This is a genomic window from Limnospira sp. PMC 1279.21, from assembly GCF_032349615.1.
GTDB lineage: Bacteria > Cyanobacteriota > Cyanobacteriia > Cyanobacteriales > Microcoleaceae > Limnospira > Limnospira fusiformis.
Map to the genome: position 1 here is coordinate 21,822 of NZ_JARPLU010000012.1, position 26,775 is coordinate 48,596.

The 26,775-nt window shown below is 44.3% G+C and carries 29 protein-coding genes; 14 read left to right on the forward strand and 15 right to left on the reverse strand.

All coding sequences use genetic code 11. The annotated features are described in order from the left end of the window. Positions 1-43 precede the first annotated feature (43 nt). A complete protein-coding gene (locus P5683_RS03365; RefSeq protein ID WP_315639028.1) occupies positions 44-391 on the forward strand; it encodes a hypothetical protein in 348 nt (115 codons plus the stop codon). A 90-nt stretch (positions 392-481) separates the two neighbouring features. Here P5683_RS03365 and psbA read toward each other — a convergent pair whose 3' ends face one another. Continuing rightward, on the reverse strand, positions 482-1,561 hold the full coding sequence (psbA, locus tag P5683_RS03370) for a photosystem II q(b) protein (protein WP_315639030.1): 1,080 nt from the start codon (positions 1,559-1,561) through the stop codon (positions 482-484). A gap of 174 nt (positions 1,562-1,735) precedes the next feature. After that, positions 1,736-3,292, reverse strand: a complete 1,557-nt coding sequence (gene ggt / locus P5683_RS03375) for a gamma-glutamyltransferase (protein ID WP_315639032.1) — start codon at positions 3,290-3,292, stop codon at positions 1,736-1,738. A 168-nt stretch (positions 3,293-3,460) separates the two neighbouring features. Here ggt and P5683_RS03380 point away from each other — a divergent pair, with 168 nt between their 5' ends. Together P5683_RS03380 and P5683_RS03385 are read left to right on the forward strand one after the other, a co-directional pair. Further along, positions 3,461-3,955 (forward strand): DUF4168 domain-containing protein, encoded by a 495-nt coding sequence (locus tag P5683_RS03380; protein WP_046319295.1) that lies wholly within the window; start codon positions 3,461-3,463, stop codon positions 3,953-3,955. 75 nt (positions 3,956-4,030) lie between these two features. Next, positions 4,031-4,519, forward strand: coding sequence for a DUF4168 domain-containing protein (locus P5683_RS03385; RefSeq protein ID WP_062945992.1), 489 nt, complete (start codon positions 4,031-4,033; stop codon positions 4,517-4,519). Here the strand turns inward: P5683_RS03385 and P5683_RS03390 are convergent, their stop codons facing one another. Then, complete coding sequence (locus P5683_RS03390; protein WP_315639037.1) at positions 4,520-5,305, reverse strand: hypothetical protein; 786 nt, start codon at positions 5,303-5,305, stop codon at positions 4,520-4,522. A gap of 136 nt (positions 5,306-5,441) precedes the next feature. On the opposite strand from P5683_RS03390, the gene P5683_RS03395 reads away from it, so the two are divergent. Then, positions 5,442-6,299, forward strand: coding sequence for a transporter substrate-binding domain-containing protein (locus tag P5683_RS03395; RefSeq protein ID WP_190490199.1), 858 nt, complete (start codon positions 5,442-5,444; stop codon positions 6,297-6,299). Positions 6,300-6,355: 56 nt separating this feature from the next. Here P5683_RS03395 and P5683_RS03400 read toward each other — a convergent pair whose 3' ends face one another. The 4 genes from P5683_RS03400 to queF all read right to left on the reverse strand — a co-directional run bounded on the left by P5683_RS03400 (position 6,356) and on the right by queF (position 8,092). Next, a complete protein-coding gene (locus P5683_RS03400; protein ID WP_315639041.1) occupies positions 6,356-6,904 on the reverse strand; it encodes a tetratricopeptide repeat protein in 549 nt (182 codons plus the stop codon). Between the two features lie 90 nt (positions 6,905-6,994). After that, complete coding sequence (gene rplT / locus P5683_RS03405; RefSeq protein WP_006617370.1) at positions 6,995-7,351, reverse strand: 50S ribosomal protein L20; 357 nt, start codon at positions 7,349-7,351, stop codon at positions 6,995-6,997. A 40-nt stretch (positions 7,352-7,391) separates the two neighbouring features. Continuing rightward, entirely contained in the window at positions 7,392-7,589 is a 198-nt protein-coding gene (gene rpmI, locus P5683_RS03410) for a 50S ribosomal protein L35 (protein WP_006617369.1), read from the reverse strand. Positions 7,590-7,657: 68 nt separating this feature from the next. Beyond that, on the reverse strand, positions 7,658-8,092 hold the full coding sequence (gene queF, locus P5683_RS03415; RefSeq protein ID WP_035760159.1) for a preQ(1) synthase: 435 nt from the start codon (positions 8,090-8,092) through the stop codon (positions 7,658-7,660). 144 nt (positions 8,093-8,236) lie between these two features. On the opposite strand from queF, the gene P5683_RS03420 reads away from it, so the two are divergent. Continuing rightward, a complete protein-coding gene (locus tag P5683_RS03420) occupies positions 8,237-8,821 on the forward strand; it encodes a hypothetical protein (protein ID WP_315639050.1) in 585 nt (194 codons plus the stop codon). Between the two features lie 93 nt (positions 8,822-8,914). Here the strand turns inward: P5683_RS03420 and speD are convergent, their stop codons facing one another. The 3 genes from speD to P5683_RS03435 all read right to left on the reverse strand — a co-directional run bounded on the left by speD (position 8,915) and on the right by P5683_RS03435 (position 11,079). Then, entirely contained in the window at positions 8,915-9,355 is a 441-nt protein-coding gene (speD, locus tag P5683_RS03425; RefSeq protein WP_006625012.1) for an adenosylmethionine decarboxylase, read from the reverse strand. 204 nt (positions 9,356-9,559) lie between these two features. Further along, entirely contained in the window at positions 9,560-10,615 is a 1,056-nt protein-coding gene (locus P5683_RS03430) for a pentapeptide repeat-containing protein (RefSeq protein WP_006625013.1), read from the reverse strand. A gap of 194 nt (positions 10,616-10,809) precedes the next feature. Continuing rightward, a complete protein-coding gene (locus P5683_RS03435; protein WP_006625014.1) occupies positions 10,810-11,079 on the reverse strand; it encodes a hypothetical protein in 270 nt (89 codons plus the stop codon). A 338-nt stretch (positions 11,080-11,417) separates the two neighbouring features. Here P5683_RS03435 and P5683_RS03440 point away from each other — a divergent pair, with 338 nt between their 5' ends. The 6 genes from P5683_RS03440 to P5683_RS03465 all read left to right on the forward strand — a co-directional run bounded on the left by P5683_RS03440 (position 11,418) and on the right by P5683_RS03465 (position 18,118). Continuing rightward, the gene (locus P5683_RS03440; RefSeq protein WP_008048673.1) at positions 11,418-12,503 is read left to right on the forward strand and encodes a glycoside hydrolase family 10 protein; all 1,086 of its coding nucleotides are present in this window, start codon (positions 11,418-11,420) and stop codon (positions 12,501-12,503) included. Positions 12,504-12,716: 213 nt separating this feature from the next. Further along, positions 12,717-13,559: a glycosyltransferase gene (locus tag P5683_RS03445; RefSeq protein WP_006625017.1), complete on the forward strand. Its 843-nt coding sequence runs from the start codon at positions 12,717-12,719 to the stop codon at positions 13,557-13,559. 121 nt (positions 13,560-13,680) lie between these two features. Next, positions 13,681-14,463, forward strand: coding sequence for a calcium-binding protein (locus tag P5683_RS03450; protein ID WP_315639058.1), 783 nt, complete (start codon positions 13,681-13,683; stop codon positions 14,461-14,463). A gap of 84 nt (positions 14,464-14,547) precedes the next feature. Further along, positions 14,548-15,492, forward strand: coding sequence for a HEAT repeat domain-containing protein (locus P5683_RS03455; RefSeq protein ID WP_006625019.1), 945 nt, complete (start codon positions 14,548-14,550; stop codon positions 15,490-15,492). 61 nt (positions 15,493-15,553) lie between these two features. Then, complete coding sequence (locus tag P5683_RS03460; protein ID WP_006670804.1) at positions 15,554-17,569, forward strand: glycosyltransferase family 41 protein; 2,016 nt, start codon at positions 15,554-15,556, stop codon at positions 17,567-17,569. A 60-nt stretch (positions 17,570-17,629) separates the two neighbouring features. Beyond that, the gene (locus P5683_RS03465) at positions 17,630-18,118 is read left to right on the forward strand and encodes a hypothetical protein (protein WP_006625021.1); all 489 of its coding nucleotides are present in this window, start codon (positions 17,630-17,632) and stop codon (positions 18,116-18,118) included. A 3-nt stretch (positions 18,119-18,121) separates the two neighbouring features. Here P5683_RS03465 and P5683_RS03470 read toward each other — a convergent pair whose 3' ends face one another. From P5683_RS03470 to P5683_RS03480, 3 genes are read right to left on the reverse strand one after another with little or no spacing between them, the layout of a single operon-like run. Then, entirely contained in the window at positions 18,122-18,856 is a 735-nt protein-coding gene (locus P5683_RS03470; protein WP_008048666.1) for a DevA family ABC transporter ATP-binding protein, read from the reverse strand. 44 nt (positions 18,857-18,900) lie between these two features. Beyond that, complete coding sequence (gene devC, locus P5683_RS03475) at positions 18,901-20,088, reverse strand: ABC transporter permease DevC (protein WP_008048665.1); 1,188 nt, start codon at positions 20,086-20,088, stop codon at positions 18,901-18,903. After that, positions 20,085-21,497 carry an HlyD family efflux transporter periplasmic adaptor subunit gene (locus tag P5683_RS03480; RefSeq protein ID WP_008048663.1) on the reverse strand — a complete coding sequence of 471 codons (1,413 nt, stop codon included), beginning with the start codon at positions 21,495-21,497 and terminating at the stop codon, positions 20,085-20,087. Before P5683_RS03480 ends, devC begins: the two co-directional genes overlap by 4 nt. Before the next feature lie 128 nt (positions 21,498-21,625). Between P5683_RS03480 and P5683_RS03485 the strand changes: the two genes are divergently transcribed. After that, entirely contained in the window at positions 21,626-22,225 is a 600-nt protein-coding gene (locus tag P5683_RS03485; RefSeq protein WP_008048661.1) for a TetR/AcrR family transcriptional regulator, read from the forward strand. Here the strand turns inward: P5683_RS03485 and P5683_RS03490 are convergent. Continuing rightward, on the reverse strand, positions 22,208-22,606 hold the full coding sequence (locus P5683_RS03490; RefSeq protein WP_046319319.1) for a hypothetical protein: 399 nt from the start codon (positions 22,604-22,606) through the stop codon (positions 22,208-22,210). The genes P5683_RS03485 and P5683_RS03490 overlap by 18 nt on opposite strands. Positions 22,607-22,615: 9 nt before the next feature. Next, positions 22,616-23,548, reverse strand: a complete 933-nt coding sequence (gene era, locus P5683_RS03495) for a GTPase Era (protein WP_006625023.1) — start codon at positions 23,546-23,548, stop codon at positions 22,616-22,618. Between the two features lie 107 nt (positions 23,549-23,655). Between era and P5683_RS03500 the strand changes: the two genes are divergently transcribed. Both P5683_RS03500 and P5683_RS03505 read left to right on the forward strand, forming a co-directional pair. Beyond that, complete coding sequence (locus P5683_RS03500) at positions 23,656-25,317, forward strand: efflux RND transporter periplasmic adaptor subunit (protein WP_315639062.1); 1,662 nt, start codon at positions 23,656-23,658, stop codon at positions 25,315-25,317. Between the two features lie 36 nt (positions 25,318-25,353). Beyond that, positions 25,354-26,571 (forward strand): ABC transporter permease, encoded by a 1,218-nt coding sequence (locus tag P5683_RS03505; RefSeq protein WP_006625025.1) that lies wholly within the window; start codon positions 25,354-25,356, stop codon positions 26,569-26,571. Positions 26,572-26,775 lie beyond the last annotated feature (204 nt).

Genomic DNA, 26,775 nt, shown 5'->3' on the forward strand with positions numbered 1-26,775 from the left:
TTATTGGTATTAATTAAACTTGGAAATTATCGGGAGTTTTTCGATGGCTCGTTATACGGCTTTTTTTGTGATTGCTATCAATATTGAAGATGCCAGAGAAATATTAATAGATATTATGGAATCTTGCAACCTTGATCTGATTTATCAAACCCCCAGTTCACTTATTGCTAGGGAGGCGATCGGTCAAGTTTCCATACCTCAATTAGTCACTGTAGAGGTAGTATTTGATACAGCCACCTCCACAGACACAGAAACCAAAATGACTGTGGTTTTTAAAAATGAAGAATTACCCCTACAGCCTGATAATCACTGTCGCCAAATGTTTGAATTTGTCAGCGAAATGATTATCAACCATCGCCAGTGGGTATTACTAGAAAGCATTGCACTCTAGTTATTTTAATTTCAGTTAATTTTTACACAAAAAAAGCGCCACCCCAATTGGGGAGACGCTTTGTTTTTTTACCTACAAATTAGCTACAAATTAGCCGATGTTAGGAGCAACTAAATTGACAGGTGTAGACTCAGTAGAAGCCAAATCTAACGGGAAGTTGTGAACGTTACGTTCGTGCATAGCTTCAATGCCTAAATTAGCGCGATTAATCACATCAGCCCAAGTATTTAGGACTTTACCCTGGGAATCTAAAACCGAGTGGTTAAAATTAAACCCATTCAGGTTGAAAGCAAAACAAGCTACTGCTAAAGATGCAAACCAGATGCCAACAACAGGCCATGCACCTAAGAAAAAGTGTAAAGCGCGACTGTTGTTAAAAGAAGCATACTGGAAAATCAAACGACCAAAGTAACCGTGAGCAGCTACAATGTTATAAGTTTCTTCTTCTTGTCCAAAGCGATAACCCCGGTTTTGGCTTTCAATTTCAGTGGTTTCACGTACTAAAGAAGATGTCACCAGAGAACCGTGCATAGCTGAGAAAAGAGCGCCACCAAAGACACCAGCTACTCCCAGCATATGGAAGGGGTGCATTAAAACATTATGCTCTGCTTGCAGCACTAACATAAAGTTAAATGTGCCAGAAATCCCCAGCGGTAAACCATCAGAAAAAGAACCTTGACCGATAGAATAAACTAACAGTACCGCCGTCGCAGCAGCTACAGGAGCGCTATAAGCAACAGCAATCCAAGGACGCATTCCTAACCGATAAGACAGTTCCCACTCACGACCCATATAGCAAAAAATGCCGATTAGGAAGTGGAAAACAATCAACTGGTAGGGGCCGCCGTTATAAAGCCATTCATCAATATTTGCCGCTTCCCAGATGGGATAAAAGTGCAACCCAATCGCATTAGAACTGGGTACAACAGCGGCGGTGATGATGTTATTGCCGTACAACAGAGAACCGGAAACGGGTTCGCGGATGCCGTCAATATCCACAGGAGGTGCAGCTACAAAAGCTAACACAAAACAGATGGTGGCAGTTAGCAAGGTAGGGATCATCACAATACCAAACCAACCTACATAAAGGCGGTTATTGGTAGATGTTACCCAAGTGCAAAACTGTTCCCAAACATTGAGATTTTCCCGTTGCTGTAAGGTAGTGGTCATATCAAATATGATTGCGTTATTGAGTTTTCGAGGTACATATCCGGTAGTTGTTTTTCTACCGTGTCTGTAATATCTCACACTTAACTCATATATGTCAAGGGTTTTATGACTATTTAGTTATATATTTAATCTGATAAAACTGATGATACCCATAAGTTTTGCTTATAAATTGCCCTAAATCGCTAAACTCACGCCACTGCGTCGGATATCCCCAGTTCCTAAAATAGTCCCATCAGCATTAGTGGCGACTCCATTAACTCCACCAAAAAACATATTCCGTTCCCCCCATTGGACAATTTCGCTATGGTCCGCAAGTTGCAGATGATTAATCTCGGTTTGATTAAAACCGGGTTCGATATCAAAACGATAATTCTCCCAATGGACACGGGGACGATTAACGGCGGCGGCTAAGGACATCCCAAAATCGAGATAATTGGAGATTACTTGCAAAATGGCGGTGCGAATACGATTAGACCCGCCAGACCCGATCACCATCTCTAAACGATCGCCATCTAAAATCAAAGTAGGAGCCATCATCGAGGATAGTCGCACATTTTCCCGCCACTCGTGGAAGCCGTGGGGGTTCAAATCTTCCTCACCCAACATATTATTAATCATAATCCCGGTCCCCGGAATCATATAACCCGACCCCTCCCCGTTAGAAGTAGTAACACTAGCCGCATTCCCCTCACTATCCACAACACTAATATGAGTCGTACTCCCCCACTTATTCACCGTCTCCTGTAATTCTTGTAGATAGGGTTGTAGATGTTCTGGGGACAGGAACTCAGCAGCCATATTCTGTTCATGAAGGCGATCGTCAAACCCCTGTTTTCTAACAGTATTAGTTAATCTCATTACATCCGCTAACATACGGAGATGCCGACAACTACCAAACTCCAGATTAGCAACTTCAATTCCCGACAGCAGTTCCAACCCCAAGCCAATCAGCGTTCCCCCGGAACTGGGAGGCGGATTAGTCAAAATCTGTTTTCCCCGATAACCAATTCTTAACGGTTGGCGTTCAATCACCCGATACCGTCTCAAATCTTCCTCAGTCAAATAGCCACCCCCCTGCTGACAATCAGCCACCAATTGCCGAGCAATTTCCCCCTGATAAAACTCCTCAAATCCCTGTTGCACCAGATATTCCAGAGTATTCGCTAGATTTTTCATAACTATTCGTTCACCAGCTTGGAGAATCGAGCCTTGGGGAGCATAAATTTCCCGACCTTCGGGGGAACTCAATAAAATGGACGAGAGAATCGGGTTAAAAGTATAGGCTTGGAAAGTATTAATTTCTAAACCATTTTTAGCCAAATTAATCGCGGGTTCAGCCACTACCTTTAAAGGCAGTTTTCCTAGGGTCTGGTGAACCTTAAACACCCCAGCCGCCACACCCGGAACGGCCATAGAACCCAAACCAATATGAAATTCCTGAACACTGCCACCAAAATTGACATCAACCGGGTAAAAATCTACTTGACTTTTTGATTGTTTAATGCTTGGTGTTTGTGTAAAGAAATCAAATAAAATATTCTGATTGGTGTGGGTGTGAGCCAACAGGAAACCTCCCCCACCTAGGGAAGTTAACCCCGGTTCAGCCACACAAGCAGCCAGCATGGACGCGACGGCTGCATCAAAAGCATTACCCCCCAGGGGGAACATTGCTAACCCAGCCAGTGCGGTTTCTTGATGGCCGGCTGCGACGACACCATTTAGTTTCTGCATATTTGAGGAACTTCTGATCTACAAAATAATTCAAAATAATTATGCTGTGTTATAGCCTGATCCTGTTCGGATTCTTAGAATTATGGGGCAGGTGTTGGCTATGTCTAAATACAATTTCCCCTGAGTGAGGGGTGATTAATGCTTGTTGCTACTTGGAGACGCGGATATATGAATTCTTGGCTGGCTTCTGTCTATAATCCCATGAGCCGAAAAGGGTTACAAACACTTTTGGTCGGTATTTTCGCGGTGTTTGGAGTCCTTAGCGGAGTGGTCCCGGACTTGTTATCCCCTACAGGTCGGTCAGGGACTTTCGCTCACGCACAGCAAAGCCCTAATATTACTGATGATGAAATTCGCAATTATGCCCGTGCCGTTTTATTGATTGAACCTAGGCGCAAACAGGCCTATGATGAGATTAGGGGAATTGCAGGGGGTACGGTTCCAGAGGTGATCTGTAGCGATCGCCGCCGTATTAATAGCTTGAATCGAGATTTAAGGGCGATCGCCGTTAATTATTGCAATCTGGCTAAAGATTTTATTGAACAGCACAATCTAACCATTAATCGATTTAACGAGATTACTCGATTACAACAAGATAACCCACAACTGCAACGGCAAATTCAGGCAGAGTTACTTCGTCAACAGCGTAGTAACGGCAACTAATTCTATATTACTCCCCTAAGCATTTTAGGGGAATTTGTGTTATTTATTTATTACTTTACGGAGTAACCAACTACTATGAAACTACTACATCATGGGCATTTACATCGGCTACTCATTCAGTCCACTGCCATCACTATTTTATCTAGTGTCGGACTGGTGACGGGGTGGGTTCCTAATTTAACGGCTCCATCCCTAACCGCGAGTTTTAGCACGACCGCTAGAGCCGGAAATCCTACCTTTACTAATCAGGAGATTACCAGCTACGCTCAAGCAGCGATCGCACTAGAATCCAGACGGCATCAGGCGGTTGAGGAAATTAAAAGAATTGTCGGACAAGTGCCGCGCATTCTCTGTGACGAGCCGACTAGCATTAATATGCTACCTGGAAATGCTCCCCAAATTGCGGTTAGCTACTGTGACCAAGCCAAACGCATTATTGAAAGCAAAGGATTAACTGTTAGTCGCTTTAATGAAATCACCCGCCATCAACAATCTGATAGCCGATTCCGAGAGCGCATTCAAGCGGAAATTCTCCGAATTATGCAATCTCCTGATGGACGATAGTTAGGAATTGGGGATTCTGCGACTGTGTTGTATTATCCCCATCAACAACTGATTGGCGATCACATAAATTCCCCTCCATTCATCTCGGCGGATTTTGCGTAAATAAAACCAAATCCCTCGATACAAATCGACCAAACGCCGACCGCGATACTCTTTTTGAATGCCACCCGGATCAAGTCGGATACCCTCAAGGCTATAGTTATTTAAGTTTAAGGGGTTGAGTTTAGTCAACCCTTCTTTCTCCGCAAATTCTTGATATGTTAAACCTTCGCGATTACATAACCTCGATTTCTCATCATCAATCCACTCACTCACCACCCAATTTTTACTCGCAAATAAAAACTCAGCCATATCTTTTGTTACCCCACAATATTTTAAACGAATCCCCACCGGAATTTCACCCCAGGGACCATGAACCCATATAAAATCGGGGTCAAAAAATGCTTTAAATGCTATCGGTTCTGCCCCATTTATGGTGATTTTTGCCACTCTACCCACCATCCCACAACCGATAATTTTAGCAGTGATATTTATCGATTTTTCCGAGTCTTTATCAAGACAATTTATCCAAAAATTAACAGTAAAATTAGTGGTGTTAATCAGCCGGACATAAATTGCCAAGCCATCCAGAAACGCCCTAATTTCGGATACCCCCAAGCCTCTATCAGGGTCTAAATAAGAGGCGATCGGTTCCCCAAAGTATAACTTATTGGTACCCGTTTTTAGACAAAACTCCTGGCAGAGCTGATAAAATCTATAGGGTGAGATTAATTCAGTTTGTGCCATAACTATGATCGACCCTAACATCCCCTGATGACAGTTCAAAATCCCCACTCTCCCCTCTAATAATTCCTGCTTGAACACAGGGTAAGCTATATTTCTGAGTGAACTTCTGTTAACAAATGTCCACTACATTGATTTTATGAGAAATATCATCCGGGTTTTGCTGACCCTAACTCTGTGTAGCCTATTTCCCCTAAATGCGATCGCCGGAACCGTCCTCGAAGACATCAGAAGAACAGGTATTCTCAAAGCCGGAGTTAGACAAGATGCCGCTCCCTTGGGTTATCTGTCTCCAGAAACTGGAGAATGGGAAGGGTACTGTATCCAACTCATGGAACTTCTAGCTAGTCGCCTCACCCAACAACTACAACTTAATCAACCCGTCCAAGTCCAACTGCTACAGTCCACCCTCGAAAATCGGGAGTCTATCGTCGCTGATGGAACCGTCCACCTAGAATGTGGCCCCAACACTGTCACCCGCACCCCTCCACCTGGGATAGTCTATTCCGATCGCTTTATCGCCACAGGAAATCACCTATTAGTTGCCGCAGATAATCAAACCTTAATCAACCCAGATGGTGCCATGGAAAACATCATTATTGGTGTACTTCCTAACACCCTTACCCAGCGATTTATCAGCAGTCGTTATTCCCTAGCTCAAATCGTGCAATATCATGGCACATCAGGCCGCGCCGATGCCGTGCGCGATGTTCTTAATCGGGAAATCAACGCCTTCGCCAGTGATGGTTTATTGCTAATTGGGGAAGTGTTGCGCCAAGCAGATATTAACCCTCAAGACTATGCCATAATCCCCCAACAACCGCTAACCTGTGAGTTCTACGGCATGATCGTACCCGAAGGAGACATCGCCTGGTTAAATACCATCAACTCATTGATTTTAGTTGAAGAAACCCTGGAAATTCTCCAAAGTCTCTATGGTCGCGACTCCGCCTATGTAGCCACCACACAAGCCGCCTTAGAAAAGTGTACCCGTTAGCTAATCACTTAGCTTTCATCAACCCTCCTCTTCACCCAGGGGAGGGTCGGGGAATGTTATTGAGCAGTTTCCGAAGTGGGAATACCTAATCGTTTCCGTAAAGACTCAGCGCGACGTTTAGCAATTTGATTATTAGGTTCTAAACTCAGAGACTTTTCGTAGGCTTCTAAAGCCTGAGAAGTCAGCTTTTTGCGTTCGTAAGCATAACCTAGATTATTGCAAGCCGTCGCATATTCAGGAGTTAGCTTTAATGCTTCCTTATAATTACGAATCGCGATATCGTATTCTTCCTTAGCAAAGTGAGCATAACCCAAGGCATTATAAATCATGGCTATGTTCTCCGGCGACTCCTCTTCCTCTACTGCTTTCAGAGCTTTTTGCAAAACAGCGATCGCCTGAGAATACAAATTTTTATCATTATAAATACAGCCTAATTGGTAATATTCCTGAGCTGTTCCTTTACCCTGAGAAAGCTCCTGTTGCAATTGCGACATCTTACTCTCAACTTCGCGAGTTCGGAAAATCTGACGCACAATAAAAAAGCCAGAACCCGACAAAAAAACCAGCAGTAATACCAGATAAACAACTGCGAGATTACTATCCATTTTTAATCTTAAATTACCAATTTTATCCTACCTTGAAGAAGGATAGAATTATCTCCATCCTTCGTTCAAAGTTTACCAAGTTAAAATCCCCTAGGATTGAGCTTGAGCAGCTTTAGCGACCACTTTTTCAAAGGTATCTGGGTCAAGAACTGCCATTTCCGCCAGCATCTTGCGATTGATTTCAATGTCAGCTTTTTTCAAATTTCCCATCAGTTGACTATAACTGATGCCGTGAACTCTAGCAGCGGCATTAATCCGGGTAATCCACAGGCGGCGGAAGTCGCGCTTGCGTTTCTTTCTATCCCGATAGGCGTTACGCAGCGCCTGCATAACCCGCTGATTAGCAATTCGGAAATTTTTGGATTGAGAGCCGCGAAATCCTTTGGCAAGTTTCAGAATTTTTTTGCGACGTTTACGGGCAACATTACCACGTTTAACTCGTGTCATTGTTGTTTTTCCTTAAAATTGAGTTGATCGAACTATAACGTTACAAATACGGCATCATTAGACGCACGTTTTCTGCATCGCGCTCATCGACAATAGCCGTTTTTGACAAACGGCGCTTGCGAGTTGCACTTTTGTGTTGTAGCAGGTGACTCTTAAAAGCCTTGCGGCGTGCGAGTTTGCCGCTTCCCGTTACCTTAAAGCGCCTAGCGGCTGATTTACGAGTTTTGAGTTTGGGCATGAAATGGCTGGAATTCGACACAAGCTATAATTATAGCATTTGCTGGGATTCATGAGAAGGAAAATTGATTAACTTTCGGGATGTTGTTTATGATGATGCACCTCAACGACGGTGTGAACATTACCTCTGGGGTTAAAGTCGCCTTTGATGTGAACTGACAGGGGGTCACAGGCGGCTACAAAGTCATCAAGGATCTGGTTAACTGATTCCTCATGGGATATGTAGCGATCGCGATAACTGTTAATATAGAGCTTGATGGACTTTAACTCTACCACCGACTGATCAGGCACATAGGTTAAATCAATGGTGGCAAAATCTGGATATCCAGAAAACGGACACTTACAGGTAAACTCCGGTAACACTATGTTAATTTGATAGCTGCGTCCGGGTCGGGGATTGGGGAAGGTGATTAACTGTCCCTCAGTAATCTGTCTCTCACCATATTTAAGTTCTGTATTAGTAACCGATTCAGTCTCAGAGGATTTTACCTGGGAGTTACTCATATTTGGCTCAACAATGAACAACCAATTGCGATCGCCCATTTCCTTGACTAAATGACCCGTGGTTGGTCTAATAGCAATATCATCAAGGCGATCGCCATTTAACTAATCCCGTTGATCATACCCCAAAGTTTATCCATAACAGCCATGTCAAATCCTATACAAAATTCTACAGCCTCCAACCCCACCCCACCCGAAGGCGGAAATAGTAGTTATTCACCCTCAGTCCCCATATCCCTATATCGAGAGGTGACAGCGGAATTACAGGGGTCTCAAAACCTAATCAATTCCCTGAGAACCCAAAATCAACAACTTCTCGAAGAAAATCAAAATTTGCGCCAAGAACTTAATCATGTAGTTCAGGCGGCCAATCAATTCTATCTAGCCGTTGAATCAGTCCAAGGGAAAAACCAGATCCCATCGATGGGAGTTCCCCCTGTCAATCCTAGCTTTAGTGTTAATCCCGTCTCGCCGCCACCGAACTTTTATGAACAGCCGACAACCGAGACTCCCCAACCAGATCTAGTCTTTCCCCCAACCAGCGACGGGCCAGACATCCCGCCGCCCCAATTTACCGAGGAACCAGAAGGACGACTGCGACCCGCATCAAGACCCGATAGAGGCGAATTAAGTGGGGTCTGGCTAATTGTTTCCATCGCCCTAATTGTAGTAGCCGCCTTTGGTATGGGCTATTGGGTAGTTCGTCCCCTGTTGCAGCAACAAGGGCGCTAATCGTTGATGAACCGGACAATCAGACCCAAATCAGACCCAAATTCCACGATCGCAGATGACTAAAGATCGTGGAATTTTCTAGGTGGCGATCGTCTAACGACCAGCAAAACTGGTTTCTGGGAAAGCCGTCAAATTAGTGGCTGGTGAGGTTTCAGAAACACTAACCGAGGAAGTATCAAGACTGACTGAAGGTTCAAAACCGCGCTCAAACTCACGTCTATTGACCTCACCCGCTTGTAGTGCAGTTTCCAAATGTTCAGCAGCTTTGTGAGGATTACCACGGCCACAGAAAAACAGATCAGCCGCAAAATAGCCATACTCAGGCCAGGTGTGAATAGCAATGTGTGATTCAGCCAAGGTAGCTGTTGCCGTCACCCCGTGGGGGCTAAATTGATGCACACAAAAGTCAATCAGGGTCGCTTCCCCTGCGGTGACTGCATCGAGTATAGCAGTGCGGATACGTTCAGGGTCATTTAAAATATCTGCAGGACAATGCCAAGCGTCAATGACCAGATGGGTTCCCAATTGTTTCATGCTGCGCGGTTTTACCTCCACCCTTAAATGGTCTCAAACTTTTTCAGTCTATCACATCAGTTAAATTGCGATCGCACCATTACAAAATCCTGTCGTTCCCTCTTAATCCCTCTTAACTCTGAGATACGGCGATCGCCTAGGGGCGCGCCTGGGCAGTTCCCCGAAGCCGCCCCCGGACCTCTCCTCTAGGAGAAGGCGATCGAGCTATTGGTGGGTAGCCCCATTAGGAAGAATAGTTCCTTCCATAGTAGTATCATCCAAATTAGCCACACTCAAACTCGCCCCAATCAGATTCGCCTGATTCAGGTTAGCCCCCGCCAAATTCGCCCCCCGTAGTGAAGTCAGTAGCAGTCCAGCACCACAAAGATTAGCATCAGTCAGGTTAGCCAAGCGCAGATCAGCTTCTAACAAGTTAGCCCCCGCCAAATTCGCCCCCGTTAAATTCGCCCCCCGTAAATCAGCTTTACTGAGATTAGCCAACCGTAGATCAGCGGATTGTAACGTTAAGCCATTGAGGTTAGCCCCCGTCAAATTCGCCCGCGTCAAATTCGCCCCCGTCAAATTCGCGCCATTGAGGTTAGCCCCCGTCAAATTCGCCCCCGTCAAATTCGCCCCCGTCAAATTGGCAATACAGAAATTACTATTTTGTATAACTGACTCACTCAAATCAGCCCCCGTCAAATTCGCCCCACTCAAATTTCCTTGATTTAAGTGAACCCGGATCAGAGTAGCCCCCGTTAAATTCGCCCCACTCAAATCTATCTCACTAAGAATAGAGCGGTTTAAATTAGCTCCCGTCATGTGCGCCCCACTGAGAACAGATCGAGTCAGGGTCGCCCCAACCAAAATAGCATCAGTCAGTTGAGAACCATTCAGCAGACAAGTTCCAATCAAACTTGCTCCGGTGAGGTTAACCCCTGTTAAATTAACCTGAGACAAAATCGCCCCGCTCAAACTCGCCCCACTCAGGTCAGCTTGATGCAAAACTGTTTCCGTCATAGTAGCCCCGGTCAAATTCGCATCAATCAAAACCGCCATTGATAGATCCGCATAACTCAACTGAGATCTACTCAGGTTCGCACCAATCAAGCGGGTATGAACCATCAGGGCTTCTGCCAAATTCGCCCCGCTCAAGTTGATCCGATTTAGGGTAACTTCATTGAAAATTGCTGCCATTAGGGAGATATCGCTAAAGTTTCGCTCCCCTTGGGCATATCGAGTTAAAAGTTTATTAACAGTAACCGTTTTAGGCTTGCTCATACAAAAGGAATAATTGACTAACTCTATTGGAATAGAAATTGAAAAGGGATATTTTCCATGAACTCCAACCGAAAAAGCTCATAGAATATGCGGGTGAACTGATGGTTAACAACAAAAAGATCTACTCGCCCCGGAGTCGATACCCACAGGCTACCTGCTGACCGCCTCAGAAGGCTTTAGCTAATTGCCCCCATTCAGCTTGTATCACCAGCCACCATCCCATAATGTTCCTGGGAAGCTAAAGATACTAGGACTAAATCAAGGTGCCAGGGTTCGGAAGTCTTAGATGACAGGAGAAGATATACTCGCCAAAACTGATCCCCATCGTGGTGGTTATGGGGATAGGCGATCGCCTCAATAATCCAGGATTTGATGATTTTAGCTAACAACACATTTGGCTGATGATTGGGAAAACCCTTAACCCATCGCCAACCTACAGCGGACGGATCCCTTGCAACTCCCATAAAGTGTGTATTCCTTACCCCAATACCCAGGTCAAACTCTGATTGAACCTAAGACAGGAGCACCCATCTGGGGAATTAGTCGATTTATGCTATTAACTTTGATGCAGCAGCAGCCAGAACATTTAGGACATCCACTGTCCTGAAACCTGGGAGGTGGACTCTTTTGGGCCCCTATTCCCTGTTCCCTATTCCCTGTTTGCTGCTATACATTGTTAAAATTGCCCCTTAACTAAAGATAATAGCTGAGGGATATACTGAGCAAGACTGGCACTCAAATCAATTTGAGAAATGGGGAACAGTCTACGGATTAGGGGGTTCATTCCCCGAAAATCCTCAATATGAAAACCAAGTTACTGGCAACCGGAGGGACTATGGAAGTTCGTGGGATTTGGCTAACTACTACTGATAGCAGGGTTCTCTACTCTAGGGCAACTATTGCTGAAGCAATGGACTTTTTAGCCGACACAGGCTTTAATGTCGTGTTTCCAGTGGTTTGGAATAAAGGGGTCACTCTCTATAAATCTCAGGTGATGAGCCAAAAATTTGGCGTTGAGATTGATTTTTATGTTCGCGGACGTGACCCTCTCGCCGAAGTGATTGAGGAAGCCCATCGCGTCGGACTCAAGGTGATACCCTGGTTTGAGTATGGGTTTGCTAGTTCCTATCAACAGAATGGGGGCCGCATCCTTAACCAAAAACCTAACTGGTCGGCGATTAATTCCCAGGGGGGTATGGTGGTGAAAAATGGCTTTGAGTGGATGAATGCCTTTGATAGCGAAGTTCAGGACTTTATTATGAGTCTGATTTTGGAGGTCGTCCGTAAATATAATATTGATGGCATTCAAGGCGATGATAGACTCCCCGCCTTACCTTCGGAAGGGGGATATGATCAGCAAACGGTGCAGCGTTATGTCAAAGAGTTTGGCCGTCAACCTCCCCTACATCATAAGGACTCTCAATGGCTACAGTGGCGCGCTAATATTCTCACCGATTTTCTGGCGCGGATTAAACGAGAGGTTAAGGCTATTAAACCCAATTTGATTGTTTCTATGTCTCCTAGTGTTTATAGTTGGGGATTAAATGAATACCTCCAGGATTATATTGCTTGGATTGACCGCGATTTGGTAGATATGATTCACCCGCAACTTTACCGCCGCAATTTTTGGAGCTATAAGGGGTTGGTTGATCAGTTGGTTGATGTTCAATTCCGAGATTGGCAATTGCCTAAATTGTCCCCAGGAGTTTTGATTAAAGTGGGGTCCTACCGAATTAGTGCCGATGAACTTTTAAAGTCTATTGACTACAACCGACATCGCGGCGTGAAAGGGGAGGTTTTATTCTTTTATGAAGGACTCCGGGAAAATAATGATGAGTTGGCTAAAGCACTCCGCCGAGGACCTTATGCTACTCGGGCTCGTTTATAGATGATATTGACTTAAAAAAACTGGCTATTTTCAGCAGAGATGACGCGATTTTGTGACGGCTTATTATGGGGATATTTAACCATAATTAAACGCTGTAACTTTAACTGCCTCTCTGTTGGATGATAGCTGCTGCTATTCCTTCGCCTCTATGAGAGGGGGTTGATGGTTCTCCTGGTTGGGAAATATATGGTAATTAATTGTTAGGATTTGGTCATGTATGATAGCCGGGAAGTCACCATAGACACTCCCTTAGTTAGTGTGTGTATTCCCACCTACAATGGGGAGAGGTTTGTGGCTGAGGCTATTTCTACTGTTTTATATCAAACTTATCCCGGAATTGAGTTGATTATTTCTGATGATGGTTCGACAGATGAAACTGTGGCGATCGCTAATTTTTTTAGGGAAAATTCATCTCTGGAAATTCGAGTAATTACTAATCAGAATCAGCGGGGAATTGCGGGGAATTGTAATCATTGTATTACTCAGGCTCAGGGTAAATATATTAAGTTCCTATTTCAAGATGATTTGTTGGCTCCAGAATGCCTAGAAAAAATGGTTGGCTTGGCTGAAACTTACCCGGAAATATCCTTAGTATTTTCCCGGCGAGAAATGTTTTTTAACCAAGGGGCAGAAAGTGACCCATATCTAATCATGGTTTATCAGGATTTCCAGGATTTGGCGGCGGGTTGGTCTCAATTAAAACCTGTGCAATGGGGTAGAGATTTATTGTCAGACCCGCGATTATTTGAACATCCCATTAATAAAATTGGCGAACCCACTACGGTTTTACTCCGTCGGGAAGTATGCGATCGCTTAGGAGGATTTGACCCCCATTTAAACCAATTAGTTGATTTGGATTTATGGTGGCGAATTATGGCAGAATATCAGGTGGGTTTTATTGATGAAACTTTATCTTATTTTCGGCTACATCAGCATCAAAAAACCTATCAAAATATCCGGGAAGGGACAGATACAGATCTTCACTTTTTTGCCAAGGTTTCCTCTCACCCAGACTATGATTTTTTGCCCTTAAACATCAGGCAAAAACTACATTAAACCTGACCAGTTACATCAATCATCAGTCCCTCTCACCTCACGGGAAACAAATCTATCAAGATTTTGTCAATAAACTTGGTAAAGTTTAAGCAGATATGGTTTTGAAAAGGAGTCCCCAATTATGACCAGCTTTCTCACCCCTAGCGCTAACTTAGGTATATTCGGAGTTAATGCTTTATTGGGTTCCCCTGGAGATGATATAATTTTTGCAACTCCAGGTCAGTCTTTACCGTTTCCTGATGGGATTTTATTACTAGCAGGAAATGATAGCCTCCAAGCAGGTCACATTACCGAACCCTTACTGGTCAATGGCAACCAAGGCAATGATACCATTAGTGGGGGAAGCAATAATGATACACTGTTCGGGGGGCAAGGAGATGATTTCTTGTATGGTGGACCCGGTAATGATCTCTTATTTGGAAATTTAGGGGATGATTTATTAGAGGGTGGTCCGGGAAATGATACCATTTATGGCGGTCAGGGAAATGACACGATCCGGGGAAATGATGGCGATAATCTCTTATTTGGAGATTTGGGTAATGATTTTCTCTACGGAGGCGCGGGTCGCAATACCCTGATCGGTGGTGAGGGTGATGATACCTATTTCTTAGACCCCATACATAGGAGTTCACAACTGCGAGATGTTGATGAAATTCGCGGTTTTAATGTGGTCAATAATCCGTTTTTTGGTGATAAAATTGCTGTCCCGGTGGGAACTCGCATTGATGAATTGAGTTTAGAACGCGATCGCCCCGATTTGCGCCCCAGCCAAAATGATGTCAATGGTAACGGCTTAAATGACATTATTCTTGAGCTGGAAAACGGAGATTTTCTGGGGGTTCTGATTAACGATGGCAACCTGCCGCGACGGTTGCTGTTGGATATCGATTTTATTTTCATCTAAAATGGGTTAAAATGGCATCTAACTTGGGAAGTCTCGTGAATTGATGAGAGTCAACCCCCAAAGTCCTCAAATCAGGTGTTTTATATGGATAACCATGCCAAGCCCAGCGTTTTTACATCCCCCAAAATAGTCCGGTTTTGTTTTTCGGCGATGCTGTTATTAATGGGAACAACCGCCACCCAGGCGACAGCTACAGCAGAGGTAATTACTAAAATTCAGGAACTCGGTAGCGATAACCGACAACATCGACTAGCGGCGGTGAAAGTGTTAAAACAAATGGGGTCTACTGTGGTTCCGGTTTTGGTGGAAGCCTTAGAAGACCCAGACCCGGCTATCCGTCGCAGCGCGGCCTATGGTTTGGGGGTAATGGGTTTACAGGACTCCCACGCGATCGCCGCTTTGCTATCTCACCTAAAAGACCCAGACCCGGCGGTGAGAATGGATGTGGCTGTTGCGCTTCAGCAATTGGGGCCTGCTTCTGATCAGATCCAAAAAACGGCGATCGCTGATTTTATCGAAGCCCTCAACCATGAAGATAAGGCGGTCAGGGAAGGGGCAACTTTTGCCTTGGGAACTCTGGGAAAAGAAGCAGCCCCGGCGGTCCCTCAGTTAATTGCTGCCCTCAAGGATAGTGATGAGGAGGTGAGGATTAGCGCGGCTATCGCCCTGCGGCGCATCGGTTCTCCGGCAGTTCCTGCCCTCACTAAGGCACTTACGGACGCAGATATGCAAGTTCGCACCAAAGCGGCTTTCGCCCTCGGTAAGATTGAATCAGCCCTGATTCCAGCTATGACCGCCGCCCTGGAAAATAGCGATCGCCAACTGCATCAGAATGTGGCTAAATCCCCGGAAAAGACCACCAATCGAAGGGTTGAGGCTAATCGTCCCTTTCCGGTCGGTTCTCAGCCTATCCGCCCTAACACCAGTCCGAGTCCTTCCCCTAGAGGTTCTCAGCCTATCCGTCCTAATTCCAGTCTCCGTCGGTCTCCTGGGGGGGGCTCCGCCTATCCCCCTAACCAGCAGATCTAGCAATTCTACTGTGGGTTATCTGTCCCCCCCCTCCAGGGGGGCTTCATCACTGAGACCAATCATGACGGATCAAATAATTTCTCCTGATGTTGAGTTGGCGACTTTTCATTGTCAGTTAGGGTCGCAATTCCTGGAGTCGGGACGGTTGGCGGCGGCGGAGTCTGAATATCAAAAAGCGATCGCTATTTGTCCAGGTCTGACTAATGCTTACTTGGGCTATGGTGCTTTATTGTTGTTGCAAAATCAACCACAACAGGCTATAAACACCTATGAAAAAGCCCTTGAATACACCAGCACCCCGGAAATTCTTTCAGCCCTAGGGTTGGCTTGGTTAGCCCTAGGAAATGAACCCCAAGGCTATTATTATCTAGGATTGTCAGCCTCTTATAGTTGTGACTATCAAACAGCTATTAATTACTATAATCAGTATTTGGCAAATTGTCAAGAGTACGAATCATCTATTAATCTGGAAGTTAAGGTAAACCTGGCTAACTGTTATCAACGGCTAAATCAATATAATTATGCAGCGGCTATCTATCGCGGTTTAATTGATGAATTCCCTCAAGTTGTGGAACTTTATGTTAACTTGATTTTATCATTGTCAGAAATCGGCGAAATTGCGGAAGCTATAACTATGGCGACTGTGGCTGTTAATAATTTTCCTGATCAGATTTATCTCAAGTTTGCCAAATTGCGATTATTGCCGATTATTTACAATACTACTGCGGAAATTTTCGCCTCTCGACAAGGGTTTGCTAAAGACCTCAACGCCATTATTGAGGAAACCTCTATTTTTGATAATGCTACCCTCCAGGCTGTGGGAGAAGGGACAAATTTTTATCTGCAATATCAGGGAGATGAACAGTTATTTAAAGGTGGTTTGTCTGAAAAAAACTTACAGCGCCAATATGGGAATTTTTTACATCGGGTAATGGTCGCCCACTATCCCCAATGGCGAGAAGCACCGCCCCCTAGACGCAGGGCAAAATCTGATAAAATTCGAGTTGGTTATATCTGTTCGTTTTTACAATGGCACACGGTGGGTAATCTATTTTTAGGATGGGTGAAAAATAGCGATCGCCAAAAGTTTCAGGTCTACTGTTATTATACCGGACAGGAAGCGGATCAGATTACGGATTTATATCAACAATATTCGGAGGGATTTTATCATATCTATAATAACATTGAACAAGTCAGCCAACAAATTTATAGCGATCGCCTGGATATTCTGGTATTTTTAGAGTTGGGAATGTGTCCGCAAACCCTACAAATAGCCGGACTAAAACTCGCCCCTATTTATTGTGCTACCTGGGGACATCCAGCCACTACAGGATTACCAACTATCGATTATTTTATCTCCGCTGAATTGCTGGAACCTGCTCACGCCGAAACTTACTACAACGAACATTTAATTTGTTTACCTAATTTAGGGATTTACCTAGACCAGCCATCATTTCCCCCCTTAGAAAAATCTCGGTCAGATTGGCAGATATCCGCCCATGATATCATCTATTTATCCTGTCAGTCTCTGTTTAAATATTTACCCCAATATGATGATATTTATGGTAAAATTGCCCAACGGGTACATCAATCTAAATTTGTATTTATCTCCCATTGGTATCAGGAAGTTACCGCCAAATTCCAAAAGCGTCTGTATGCTGCTTTTGACAAATTGGGTTTGTCGGGGGAAGATTACTGTCTATTTTTGCCCCGTTTAAATTATGCCGAATATCTGCAATTACAGAGTTTGGCTGATGTGGGTTTAGATACGTTTCAGTTTACCGGATTTGCGACTACCTTAGATGCGATCGCTGCTAATTTACCCCTAGTCACTCATGAGGGTACAATCATGAGAAGTCGCCAGTCAGCGGGGATTTTACGGCGCTTAGGAGTTACCGAAACCATCGCCTATTCCGAAAGCGAATATATAGAAATTGCGGTAAAATTAGGGTTAGACCATGAAACCAGAACCGCCATTAAACAGAAAATCAAAAACCGTCGATTTCGTCTGTATAATGATTTAAAATGTATTGAGGGATTAGAAGAATTTTATCAAACTTGTGTCCCAGTTAAATAGGCTCAATTCCGGTAGGGTTGATTATAGTTAGATGTCAATATTTGCGAGTGATATAATTATATGGGTTCGTCAATTTTAGTTAATTTAAGAGAGGCATTTTTAACCGCCCCAGGATTTTGGGAAAGTTGCCTTAATCCTAAATTAGGTAATTGGTGTAAATTAGTAGAAGGAATAGACCGCAGTCAGACTGATGGTTATTCGATTGAGGGACCTTTTGTCAGTCAAATTGACCAATCAGCTTTACAGGTTCCGGGATTATATCTTTATTGTCAAAAAGGAAGGCGAAAACGGGGAAATTGCGATCGCTTATATACCCTCTTTGTGTTGGAACCTGACGGGACGGTGAAAGTAATTCATGAAATGAAAACCGCCAGCCGCGACTGGGCGATTGAATTATGGCCGCCAATAGAAGCCTATTTTAATAGTCAAACCCAGTCGGTAGAAAAACGCCGTCAACAGTTATTAGCGGAAATTGAATCTTTGGAATTTCAACTGAGTCAGCGGCGGTCAGAATTATTAGCTTTAGAAACTAATTATGACGGGGAATAACAGTTAACGGAGACTAGAGGTTAGCTTTCCGTCTTCCATGGTAACAATGCGATCGGCGATATCTAAAATTCGGTTATCATGGGTAACTAATAAGATAGTACAACCCTGTTCTTTAGCTAGTTTTTGCATGAGATTAACTACCTCCCGTCCCGATTTACTATCGAGGGCGGCGGTGGGTTCATCGGCTAAAACAAGAGGGGGATGGCTAACTAAAGCCCTAGCAATAGCTACCCGTTGTTTTTGTCCCCCAGATAGGTCTTCTGGGTAATAATTAAGGCGATCGCCTAGTCCAACTTCTGTTAATATTTCAGCAGCATGGTGGTGCATTTCCTCTGGGGAAAAAGTGCCGTGCATTTCTAAACCCATCCTCACATTTTGTAAAGCTGTTAAACTACGGTGAAGGTTATGGGCTTGGAAAATATAGCCGATTTTTCGGCGAATCATTACTAACTGATTATCCTTAGCCCCACAAAGTTCTTGATTTAATATTTTTAAACTGCCGAATTGAGGCGATCGCAAAGCCCCTACCAAGGTCAAAAGGGTAGTTTTTCCTGACCCTGAAGGCCCAGTCATAATCACAATTTCTCCCGATTTAATATCCAAATTAATATCAAACAAAACCTGCTTTTTTAAATTTCCATGACCAAAGTCATGATTCAGACTGGTAATTACAATCACCGAATTTTTGCCCGGTTCTGAAATACCTGCATTGATAATATTCGCCGAATTCATAATCATCTTCCCTGGTGTTAACCCCCTAATTGACAACCCCTGATCTCAATCTAAAAAATATCAGCCGGGTCAGCCCCCTGAAGTTTCCGGGTAGCTATACCCCCCGATATTGCACACATAATAATTGTTAAAATCAATACTTGAACCGCCCTAAATAAAGTAATATAAACAGGTAAATTGGTAGCATTTCTAGTTATGGCATATAAGCCAATAGAAATCCCCAAACCTGGCACAAAACCTAATAGGGATAAAATCAAAGCCTCCTCCCACACAATTGACAATAAATAAATAGTCCGATAACCCATAGCTTTAAAAGTGGCGTATTCAGCCAAATGAGAAGCGACATCAGTTGACAATACCTGATAAACAATAATAGTTCCCACGACAAAACCCATTGCTACTCCCAAATTAAACACAAAACCCACAGGAGTATTAGCCGTCCAATAATTCTTTTCAAATTGGATAAATTCAGCCTTAGTTAAAACCCGAACATCATCAGAGGGTAGATAGGCTTTTAACAGGGCTTGAGTTTGCAAAATATCCGCCCCTGCTTCTATTTTAATCAAGCCGATATTAATACTCTTTGATTCTTGTTTGGGCATCAGGCGCAAAAAGTTTTGATCACTGGTCATTAAACTACCATCAGCGGCAAAAGATGCCCCCAGTTCAAATAAACCAGAAATAGTAATAGTGCGCCGTTCGATTTCCGTTGTCACCCTTTCTCCCCGGTCTATAGATGTGATCGCTTGTTGATAATCTCCCCTAGCTTCCCGGTCAAATAAAACCCGATCTGGTAACTTAATATCTGGTAAATTGGGATGATTTTTGATAAAATCAAAAGCAGGTTTATCTGGATTAAATCCCAGCAGCAAAATCGCGGTTTCTTTCTGGGTTTGGGGATTTTTCCAAGTTTTGAGAGCGACATAAACAGGTTCCACCGACTCCACCCCCGGCACATTCATTGCCTGATAAAGTCGGCGACGGGTAAAAGTAGACATACGGGTTAAGTTCAAAGCCTGGGGACTAACTAACACTAAATCAGCTTCTAAGGCTCGATGGAGACGAGTATTACTATTATATAATGCTGTCTGAAATCCTAACTGCATAAACATCAAAATATCAGCAAAAGCAATACCGGCGATCGCCACTAACATCCTACCTTTATCATGGGTTAACTGTAACCATCCTAAAGGAGTCCGTCTAGCTAATTGTTGTAAAGGCTTTATCAATTTAATCATTGTTCAATGACCACTACTACTTGTAAATTAGTTAACCCAGCCACTCTCTGACTGGAAGTTTCATCTAAACGCACCCGCACTTCCACAACCCGGCTATCAATATTGGCAGAAGGGTCAGCATTAATCACATCTTGCCGTTGAATTTGTAAACCTACCCGATCCACAATTCCCGATAATTCCCCCTCTAAAGCCGCGCTAGTAATCCGGGCAGATTGTCCAATTTTAACCTGGTGAATGTCACTTTCATAAACTTCAGCGATCGCCACCATTTGCCGAGTTTCTCCCAGTTCCAAAATTCCCAAATTATCAATTTTTTCTCCAGGGTGAGCATGAATTTTTAAAACTTGCCCATTTCTGGGGGCAATAATTTCAGCTAAAGCCAAATCTGCCTGGGCTTGTCTTAGGGCAGCTTGGGCTGATCTTACCTCCGCTTCTGCTACCGCTATATCCACAGGTCGCACTTCTGCAATACGATTAAGGGTAGCCATGGCTTCCCGAATTTGTTGTGTTCCCCCCCGGTCCATACCATCTAAATTAGCCTTAGCTTCCTCAATCTGCTGTTGTTTAGCTAACCGAATTTGGGTTAATTGAGCCTGGGTTTCTTGAATTTGCTGGTTATAAGTATTTTCAATGCGAATTAAATTAAACCGTGCCTCCTGTAACTGTTCTTCTGTCGTTATCCTGTGCAACCGTTTTAAATTCCATAACTCCTCAGAAATTGCCCCCTGTTGATGCAATTCCTGATAGCGACGTTCATCATTTACAGCATTGTTATATTCAGCCTCAATGCGGTTAATTGTTGCCTGGGCAGCCTGCCATTCCCCCTGCTTTTGAGCCTGTAAACGGGCGATTTTGGCTTCTGTCGCTACAATATCGGTGCTGCGTTCGGTCTCTAAACGGGCAATCATCGCCTGTCCCGCCTGCATATTCGTTAGCCTTTCGGTCTCTAGGCGGGCGATAGTAGCCCTAGCCGCTTCGAGTTCCCCAATTTTCGCCCCCGCCTTAATTTGCTCGAGTTTGGCTGTTGCTAAACCTACCTGTTCCTGGGCCTTTTCTAGGGCCGCTAGAAGGCGATCGCGACTATCTAAAATTGCTATCACATCTCCCTCCTGCACCCAGTCCCCCTCCTGGACCAGCAACTGCTGAATTAGGTTATTTTCCATCCCACCGGAAGCAGAAATTGAGACCACCTCTCCTTCAGGTTCCAATCGCCCCAAAGCAGTTACCTTGATTGATACGGGTAGACTAGCTACCGCTAAGGGCATTTCCTGGCTTTCCTGGGTAGACTGCCAAAACATATAGCCAGCAACACTTCCTAACCCTACAGTGGCAACCATCGCCCAGGTGGTGATCCTATGGCCTAGGAAACCAGTTGAGGTGAAATCTCTGGTGCTGTGGGACTGTAGCATAACATATCTCTCCCCATAATTAAACTAGACTGTTTAGTTTACTTTTCAAGTATACTAAACGGTTTGGTATAATGACAAGTAGATCACAAAAATTCACAAGGACTGCCACGGCACGAGGAGAGAATTAGATGGCCAAGAGACAATCTCACCCAGAGACAGGGATGGCCCCCAAAGCAGAACAAATTCTTCAGGGGGCGATCGAGGAATTTCTGGCCCACGGCTTTGCAGCTACCAGCATGGATCGGGTAGCTAAAACGGCTGGAGTATCAAAAGCCACCCTATATAATCACTTTGGGGATAAGGAAAGTTTGTTTAGTGCCTTAACTGAATATTTAGGGGAAAAACGAATTTTGGACTTTGTAATTGAGGAACCAGAAGACCCGGCTATATTTTTAAAAACATGGGCAACTGCAATTTTTAATCAAATCTTAAATGACCCCGAGTTGCTGTGTTTTTTGCGCTTAATTATTGGGGAATCAGGAAGGTTTCCAGAACTAGCCCAAGCCTTTATTCGTAACGTTGTCAAAGTCGGAATTAATAGGCTGACTAAGAGTTTAGAATCTTACCCACAACTCAGGTTAGCTGATGCGGAAGTAACTGCTAGGGTAATTATGGGAGCATTATTACACTACTTACTCATCCAGGAAATTATGCACGGTGAAGAAATTATGCCCATGGAACGCGATCGCTATATTGAAGGTCTGGTAAAATTAGTAATAACGGACTAAGGCGACTCGTCCAAAACGCTGATCAATTTCTATAGCCATGATCTCAATTTCGGGAATTGCCGGATTAGCATAAATAGTGGTTTCTCCGAGAGGTAAAGATAAACAGCAATTAAATATAGGCTGTCGGTGTTCTGGGGGTAAAAATTTATCCTCTCCCATAGCCATAACTGCGGCATTACAAAAAGAAAGCTGACCCTCTAAATTCAGAACCCCAGCCGGAGTAGTAAACTGTTCACACCAGCGGAGAGTTAAAAACCATTTCGCGTCTGACAGTCTTTTAAATACGCGATCTGGCTTCGGATATTGCAGGACTTTATATCCTCCTTGAATAGCCACAACAGTGCCGCCCAAAAAACCAAATATAGTGCCGATATCGCTCATATTGCCCCCTTATTCTTCGACCCGATAACCCAACTCAGCCAACTGATTTCGCGACTGTCGCCACTTAGGTTGAACGCGCACAAACAACTCGAGATAAACCTTTCCATCTACTAACTTTTGAATTTGTTGGCGGGCGGCGCTACCAATAGTTTTGAGCATTTGTCCGCCCTTCCCAATTAAAATGCCTTTTTGGGAAAGACGTTCGACATGAATGGTGGCTAAAATGCGGGTAATCTTAACATCTTCCTCTACTTTATCAATAGCGATCGCCACAGAGTGCGGTACTTCCTCGCGGGTGTGTAGCAAAATCTGTTCACGAATTAACTCACCCATAATAAACCTTTCCGGTTGGTCAGTCACTAAATCGGGAGGGTAATAATAGGGACCGGGATCTAAACTGTTAATTAACAGATTTTGTAATGTTTCTAGCCCCGCACCAGTAGAGGCAGAAAACTTGACCATTTGCCATTGATTAGCCTCAGCAAACTGCTGATAACTCTGGTCGATCGCCTCATATTGATCTGGCTGTAAGTCCCACTTATTTAAACCCAAAATCACGGGGACTTTAGTATGAGTCAGTAAATCGACGATATAGCGATCGCCACCCCCCGACATCACCGAACTATCCACCACAAAGACTAACACATCCACGGAGGCGATCGCCAATTTGGCATTCTTTACCAACACCTTACCTAACTGATGATGTGGCTTATGAATTCCCGGCGTATCGACGAAAATAATTTGAGCGGACTCAGTAGTAAGAATTCCCCGTAAGCGGTTACGAGTAGTTTGAGCGATAGGAGAAGTAATCGCAATTTTCTGTCCTACCAACTTATTCATCAGAGTTGATTTCCCCACATTGGGGCGGCCGATAATGCCGACAAAACCTGATTTGTAGCCTGCTGGCGCGACCGGAATACTCACCGGAAACATAGAGTCCATCTTTCCAATTACCTAAAATTTTGATAAAATTGATATGTGGCTAACTGATCAGATTCAATCGTAAATACTGATCGAGTTGGTCAGTTCGTGGATCGAGAGGAAACATAATGTTAACAGATCCCAAACCCGAAACCGAGTCCCCTAACGGTCTCGTTAAGCATGACTTCCAACCCCCAGTAGTAGCAAAACCGCCCCGACGTAGACCCAAATGGTGGGCGATCGCACTGCTGGCTTTAGGAATTCTCGCCGTTCCCATGGTCGCGCACCGAGTCTATCATCGCAAGCCTAACTCACTACAAATGGTGGAAGCGTTGACTGTACCAGTGGAAGCCAAGGATCTGACTGTAACCGTTAGGGCGAGTGGAGTTGTACAACCCGTGCGCCGGGTCAATTTGAGTCCCAAAACTCAAGGGCGTTTAGCTCAATTGTACGTTGAACAGGGCGATCGTGTCGAAGCCGGTCAAATTATTGCGCGCATGGAGAGTAACGAACTCGAAGCGCAACGGCTACAAGCGCAAGCCAGGTTAGAACGCACCCAAGCCAATTTGGCAAAACTGCGCCAAGGCTCTCGTCCCGAAGCCATTGCGAGCGCCAGAGCCCGCCTAGAACGCGCGATCGCACGCCTAGCAGAGTTGCAGGCTGGAACACGCCAAGAAGAAATTGCCGTGGCATCTGCGAGGCTTAGAGAGGCGGAAATTCGCTTATTTGATGCCCGGTCCGGGAGCCTGCAAAATGAAATTGACCAAGCGCAATCAAGAATACAAGCTAATTTAGCTGAGTTGGAATTGGCCCAAGGACGGGTACAGCGCTATGAAGAATTGAAAAGTCAGGGGGCTGTTTCTGAGGATACTTTGGATGGCTATAGGCGAGATCAACGCCGCTTGGAGGCTTTACAGGATGAGGCTAAACAGCGACTAGCACAACTTCAGGAAAATAGGCGATCGCAAATTGAACGATTGGAAGCTACCGTTGAACAGGAACGTCAGAATTTGCGACAGTTACAAAATGGCACTCGTCCTGAAGTTATCAGACAGGCTGAGTCTGATGTTACCGAGGCGCGCAGTCAGTTGAATGAGTTGGAAAATGGCACTCGTCCTGAAGATATTGCCGCCGCTGAAGCTGATGTCCGCGAGGCTGAAAGTCAACTGCGCTATTATCAAGTGCTGTTAGAAGATACTAATATTCGTGCGCCTTTTGCCGGAATTATTACTCAAAGATATGCCGTTGAGGGCGCTTTTGTCACTCCGGCTACTTCCGCATCTGATGCTAGTTCTGCTACCTCTACTTCAATTGTCGCTTTGGCTAAGGATTTGGAAGTTTTAGCCAAAATCCCCGAAACTGATATTGTCCAAATTGAACCATTACAAAAGGTGGAAATTGTCGCCGATGCTTACCCAGATCAGGTCTTTGAAGGTGCAGTGCATTTAATCGCCCCGGAAGCTATTAAAGAACGGGATGTTACCCTGTTTCAAGCCAGGATTGATATTCGCACCGGACAGGATGTATTACAGTCGGGAATGAATGTTAATTTACGGTTTGTCGGTCGCCAACTTAATCAAGCTGTTGTGGTTCCGACTGTGGCGATTATTACTAATCGGGGAAATACCGGTGTACTCATTCCTAACCAGGAAGGTCAACCAGAATTTCAACCGGTTACTATCGGTTCACAAATTGGTAATGAAATCCAGATTTTGCAAGGAGTTACTACAGGCGATCGCGTTTTTATTGAATTGCCACCCGGACAAAAACTTGAAGATATTATACAATAAAATAGCATCTCAATCCTTAACTACTTATCCCTAATTATGCATATTGTAGAAAGTATCAAAATGTCCTCAGCGACATTATTGGCTAATAAAATGAGAAGCAGCCTAACTATGTTAGGCATTATTATAGGTAATGCCTCAGTTATTGCTATGATAGGTATTGGAGAAGGCGCGCAAACCTTTGTCGAAAATCAAGTTAATTCCTTGGGTCCTAATGTATTATTTATTGTACCCGGAAGCCCGGAAGCCCAGAGAAGACCTGTTTATCCCCCTCAAAATTTAATCCTAGAAGATGCACTGGCGATCGCTGAACAAGTCCCCTCAGTCGAAGCCGTTGCCCCTTCCTTAACAGCTAGTGAATTAATCTCTTATCAGAGTAGGAATGCCTCCGCTTCTATAATTGGCACTACCCCAGAATATATGAGTGTCCGCAGCTTTGATATTGCCAAAGGACGGTTTATTTCTGATTTGGATATTCAGCGAAATGAACAGGTAGTCGCCCTCGGTTCAGAAATAGCAGAACAATTATTTGGTAATGAAGACCCCATCGGTAAACAAGTCCGACTCAAAGATATTACATTGCAGGTAATTGGAGTCATGCAACCCAAGGGTTCAAGTTTAGGAAGTAATGAGGATATGAATGCTTTTATCCCCATTACCACCGTGGCTAATCGCATTACTGGGCGCAGTTCTCCCTATGGTTTACAAGTTACCTTTATTTCCGTTTCTATTAAAGAAGCACATCAGATGAGGGCGGCACAATTTCAAATTGAGAATTTGCTACGTTTACGACATAAAATTACTGATGAAGATGATTTTACGGTTCGTAATCAACAGGATTTAATGAATATCCTCGGACAAATTACTGGCGCTTTAACCTTGATGTTAGCAGCCACGGCGGCGATTTCCTTGTTAGTTGGGGGAATTGGAATTATGAATATTATGTTAGTTTCCGTCACAGAAAGAACCCAGGAAATTGGTCTGAGAAAAGCTATAGGCGCTTCCCAAAATGATATTCTCATTCAGTTTATTATTGAAGCGATTATCTTATCTGTAGCCGGGGGATTAATTGGTACAGGTTTAGGTGTTAGTGGTGTGTTAATGGTGGGAATACTAACACCTTTAGAAGCTGGAATTTCCACAAGTGCGATCGCAGTCGCGGTCAGCGTTTCTGGGGGTATTGGCTTATTTTTCGGTGTAGTTCCCGCCAGACGCGCCGCCGCCCTTGATCCAATCGTCGCCCTCCGCAGTATTTAATAGTTGATAGGCAATGAATAATTAATAATTAATAATTAATAATGAATTACCGGGGATAGGGCGGGTTTATTTATCCGGTCGTGGGAAGTTGAGTTGACACCGGAACCCGCCCCTACAATTGTCAATTGTCAATTAATTACCGGGGATACGGCGGGTTTATTTATCCGGTCGTGGGGAGTTGAGTTGACACCGGAACCCGCCCCT

Excerpts from the sequence above, each read along its gene's own strand:
- devC (WP_008048665.1), bottom strand. The coding sequence starts at position 20,088 with ATGATTAAATTGATAAAGCCTTTACAACAATTAGCTAGACGGACTCCT.
- ggt (WP_315639032.1), bottom strand. The coding sequence starts at position 3,292 with ATGCAGAAACTAAATGGTGTCGTCGCAGCCGGCCATCAAGAAACCGCA.
- rplT (WP_006617370.1), bottom strand. The coding sequence starts at position 7,351 with ATGACACGAGTTAAACGTGGTAATGTTGCCCGTAAACGTCGCAAAAAA.
- P5683_RS03500 (WP_315639062.1), top strand. The coding sequence starts at position 23,656 with ATGTTAACAGATCCCAAACCCGAAACCGAGTCCCCTAACGGTCTCGTT.
- P5683_RS03460 (WP_006670804.1), top strand. The coding sequence starts at position 15,554 with ATGACGGATCAAATAATTTCTCCTGATGTTGAGTTGGCGACTTTTCAT.
- P5683_RS03385 (WP_062945992.1), top strand. The coding sequence starts at position 4,031 with ATGAAACTACTACATCATGGGCATTTACATCGGCTACTCATTCAGTCC.
- P5683_RS03380 (WP_046319295.1), top strand. The coding sequence starts at position 3,461 with ATGAATTCTTGGCTGGCTTCTGTCTATAATCCCATGAGCCGAAAAGGG.
- psbA (WP_315639030.1), bottom strand. The coding sequence starts at position 1,561 with ATGACCACTACCTTACAGCAACGGGAAAATCTCAATGTTTGGGAACAG.
- P5683_RS03490 (WP_046319319.1), bottom strand. The coding sequence starts at position 22,606 with ATGAGCGATATCGGCACTATATTTGGTTTTTTGGGCGGCACTGTTGTG.
- P5683_RS03440 (WP_008048673.1), top strand. The coding sequence starts at position 11,418 with ATGAAAACCAAGTTACTGGCAACCGGAGGGACTATGGAAGTTCGTGGG.
- P5683_RS03365 (WP_315639028.1), top strand. The coding sequence starts at position 44 with ATGGCTCGTTATACGGCTTTTTTTGTGATTGCTATCAATATTGAAGAT.
- P5683_RS03455 (WP_006625019.1), top strand. The coding sequence starts at position 14,548 with ATGGATAACCATGCCAAGCCCAGCGTTTTTACATCCCCCAAAATAGTC.
- P5683_RS03430 (WP_006625013.1), bottom strand. The coding sequence starts at position 10,615 with ATGAGCAAGCCTAAAACGGTTACTGTTAATAAACTTTTAACTCGATAT.
- P5683_RS03505 (WP_006625025.1), top strand. The coding sequence starts at position 25,354 with ATGCATATTGTAGAAAGTATCAAAATGTCCTCAGCGACATTATTGGCT.
- P5683_RS03390 (WP_315639037.1), bottom strand. The coding sequence starts at position 5,305 with ATGGCACAAACTGAATTAATCTCACCCTATAGATTTTATCAGCTCTGC.
- P5683_RS03435 (WP_006625014.1), bottom strand. The coding sequence starts at position 11,079 with ATGGGAGTTGCAAGGGATCCGTCCGCTGTAGGTTGGCGATGGGTTAAG.
- queF (WP_035760159.1), bottom strand. The coding sequence starts at position 8,092 with ATGAGTAACTCCCAGGTAAAATCCTCTGAGACTGAATCGGTTACTAAT.
- P5683_RS03480 (WP_008048663.1), bottom strand. The coding sequence starts at position 21,497 with ATGCTACAGTCCCACAGCACCAGAGATTTCACCTCAACTGGTTTCCTA.
- P5683_RS03445 (WP_006625017.1), top strand. The coding sequence starts at position 12,717 with ATGTATGATAGCCGGGAAGTCACCATAGACACTCCCTTAGTTAGTGTG.
- speD (WP_006625012.1), bottom strand. The coding sequence starts at position 9,355 with ATGAAACAATTGGGAACCCATCTGGTCATTGACGCTTGGCATTGTCCT.
- P5683_RS03420 (WP_315639050.1), top strand. The coding sequence starts at position 8,237 with ATGTCAAATCCTATACAAAATTCTACAGCCTCCAACCCCACCCCACCC.
- P5683_RS03450 (WP_315639058.1), top strand. The coding sequence starts at position 13,681 with ATGACCAGCTTTCTCACCCCTAGCGCTAACTTAGGTATATTCGGAGTT.
- P5683_RS03400 (WP_315639041.1), bottom strand. The coding sequence starts at position 6,904 with ATGGATAGTAATCTCGCAGTTGTTTATCTGGTATTACTGCTGGTTTTT.
- P5683_RS03395 (WP_190490199.1), top strand. The coding sequence starts at position 5,442 with ATGAGAAATATCATCCGGGTTTTGCTGACCCTAACTCTGTGTAGCCTA.
- P5683_RS03485 (WP_008048661.1), top strand. The coding sequence starts at position 21,626 with ATGGCCAAGAGACAATCTCACCCAGAGACAGGGATGGCCCCCAAAGCA.
- rpmI (WP_006617369.1), bottom strand. The coding sequence starts at position 7,589 with ATGCCCAAACTCAAAACTCGTAAATCAGCCGCTAGGCGCTTTAAGGTA.
- P5683_RS03470 (WP_008048666.1), bottom strand. The coding sequence starts at position 18,856 with ATGATTATGAATTCGGCGAATATTATCAATGCAGGTATTTCAGAACCG.
- P5683_RS03465 (WP_006625021.1), top strand. The coding sequence starts at position 17,630 with ATGGGTTCGTCAATTTTAGTTAATTTAAGAGAGGCATTTTTAACCGCC.
- era (WP_006625023.1), bottom strand. The coding sequence starts at position 23,548 with ATGGACTCTATGTTTCCGGTGAGTATTCCGGTCGCGCCAGCAGGCTAC.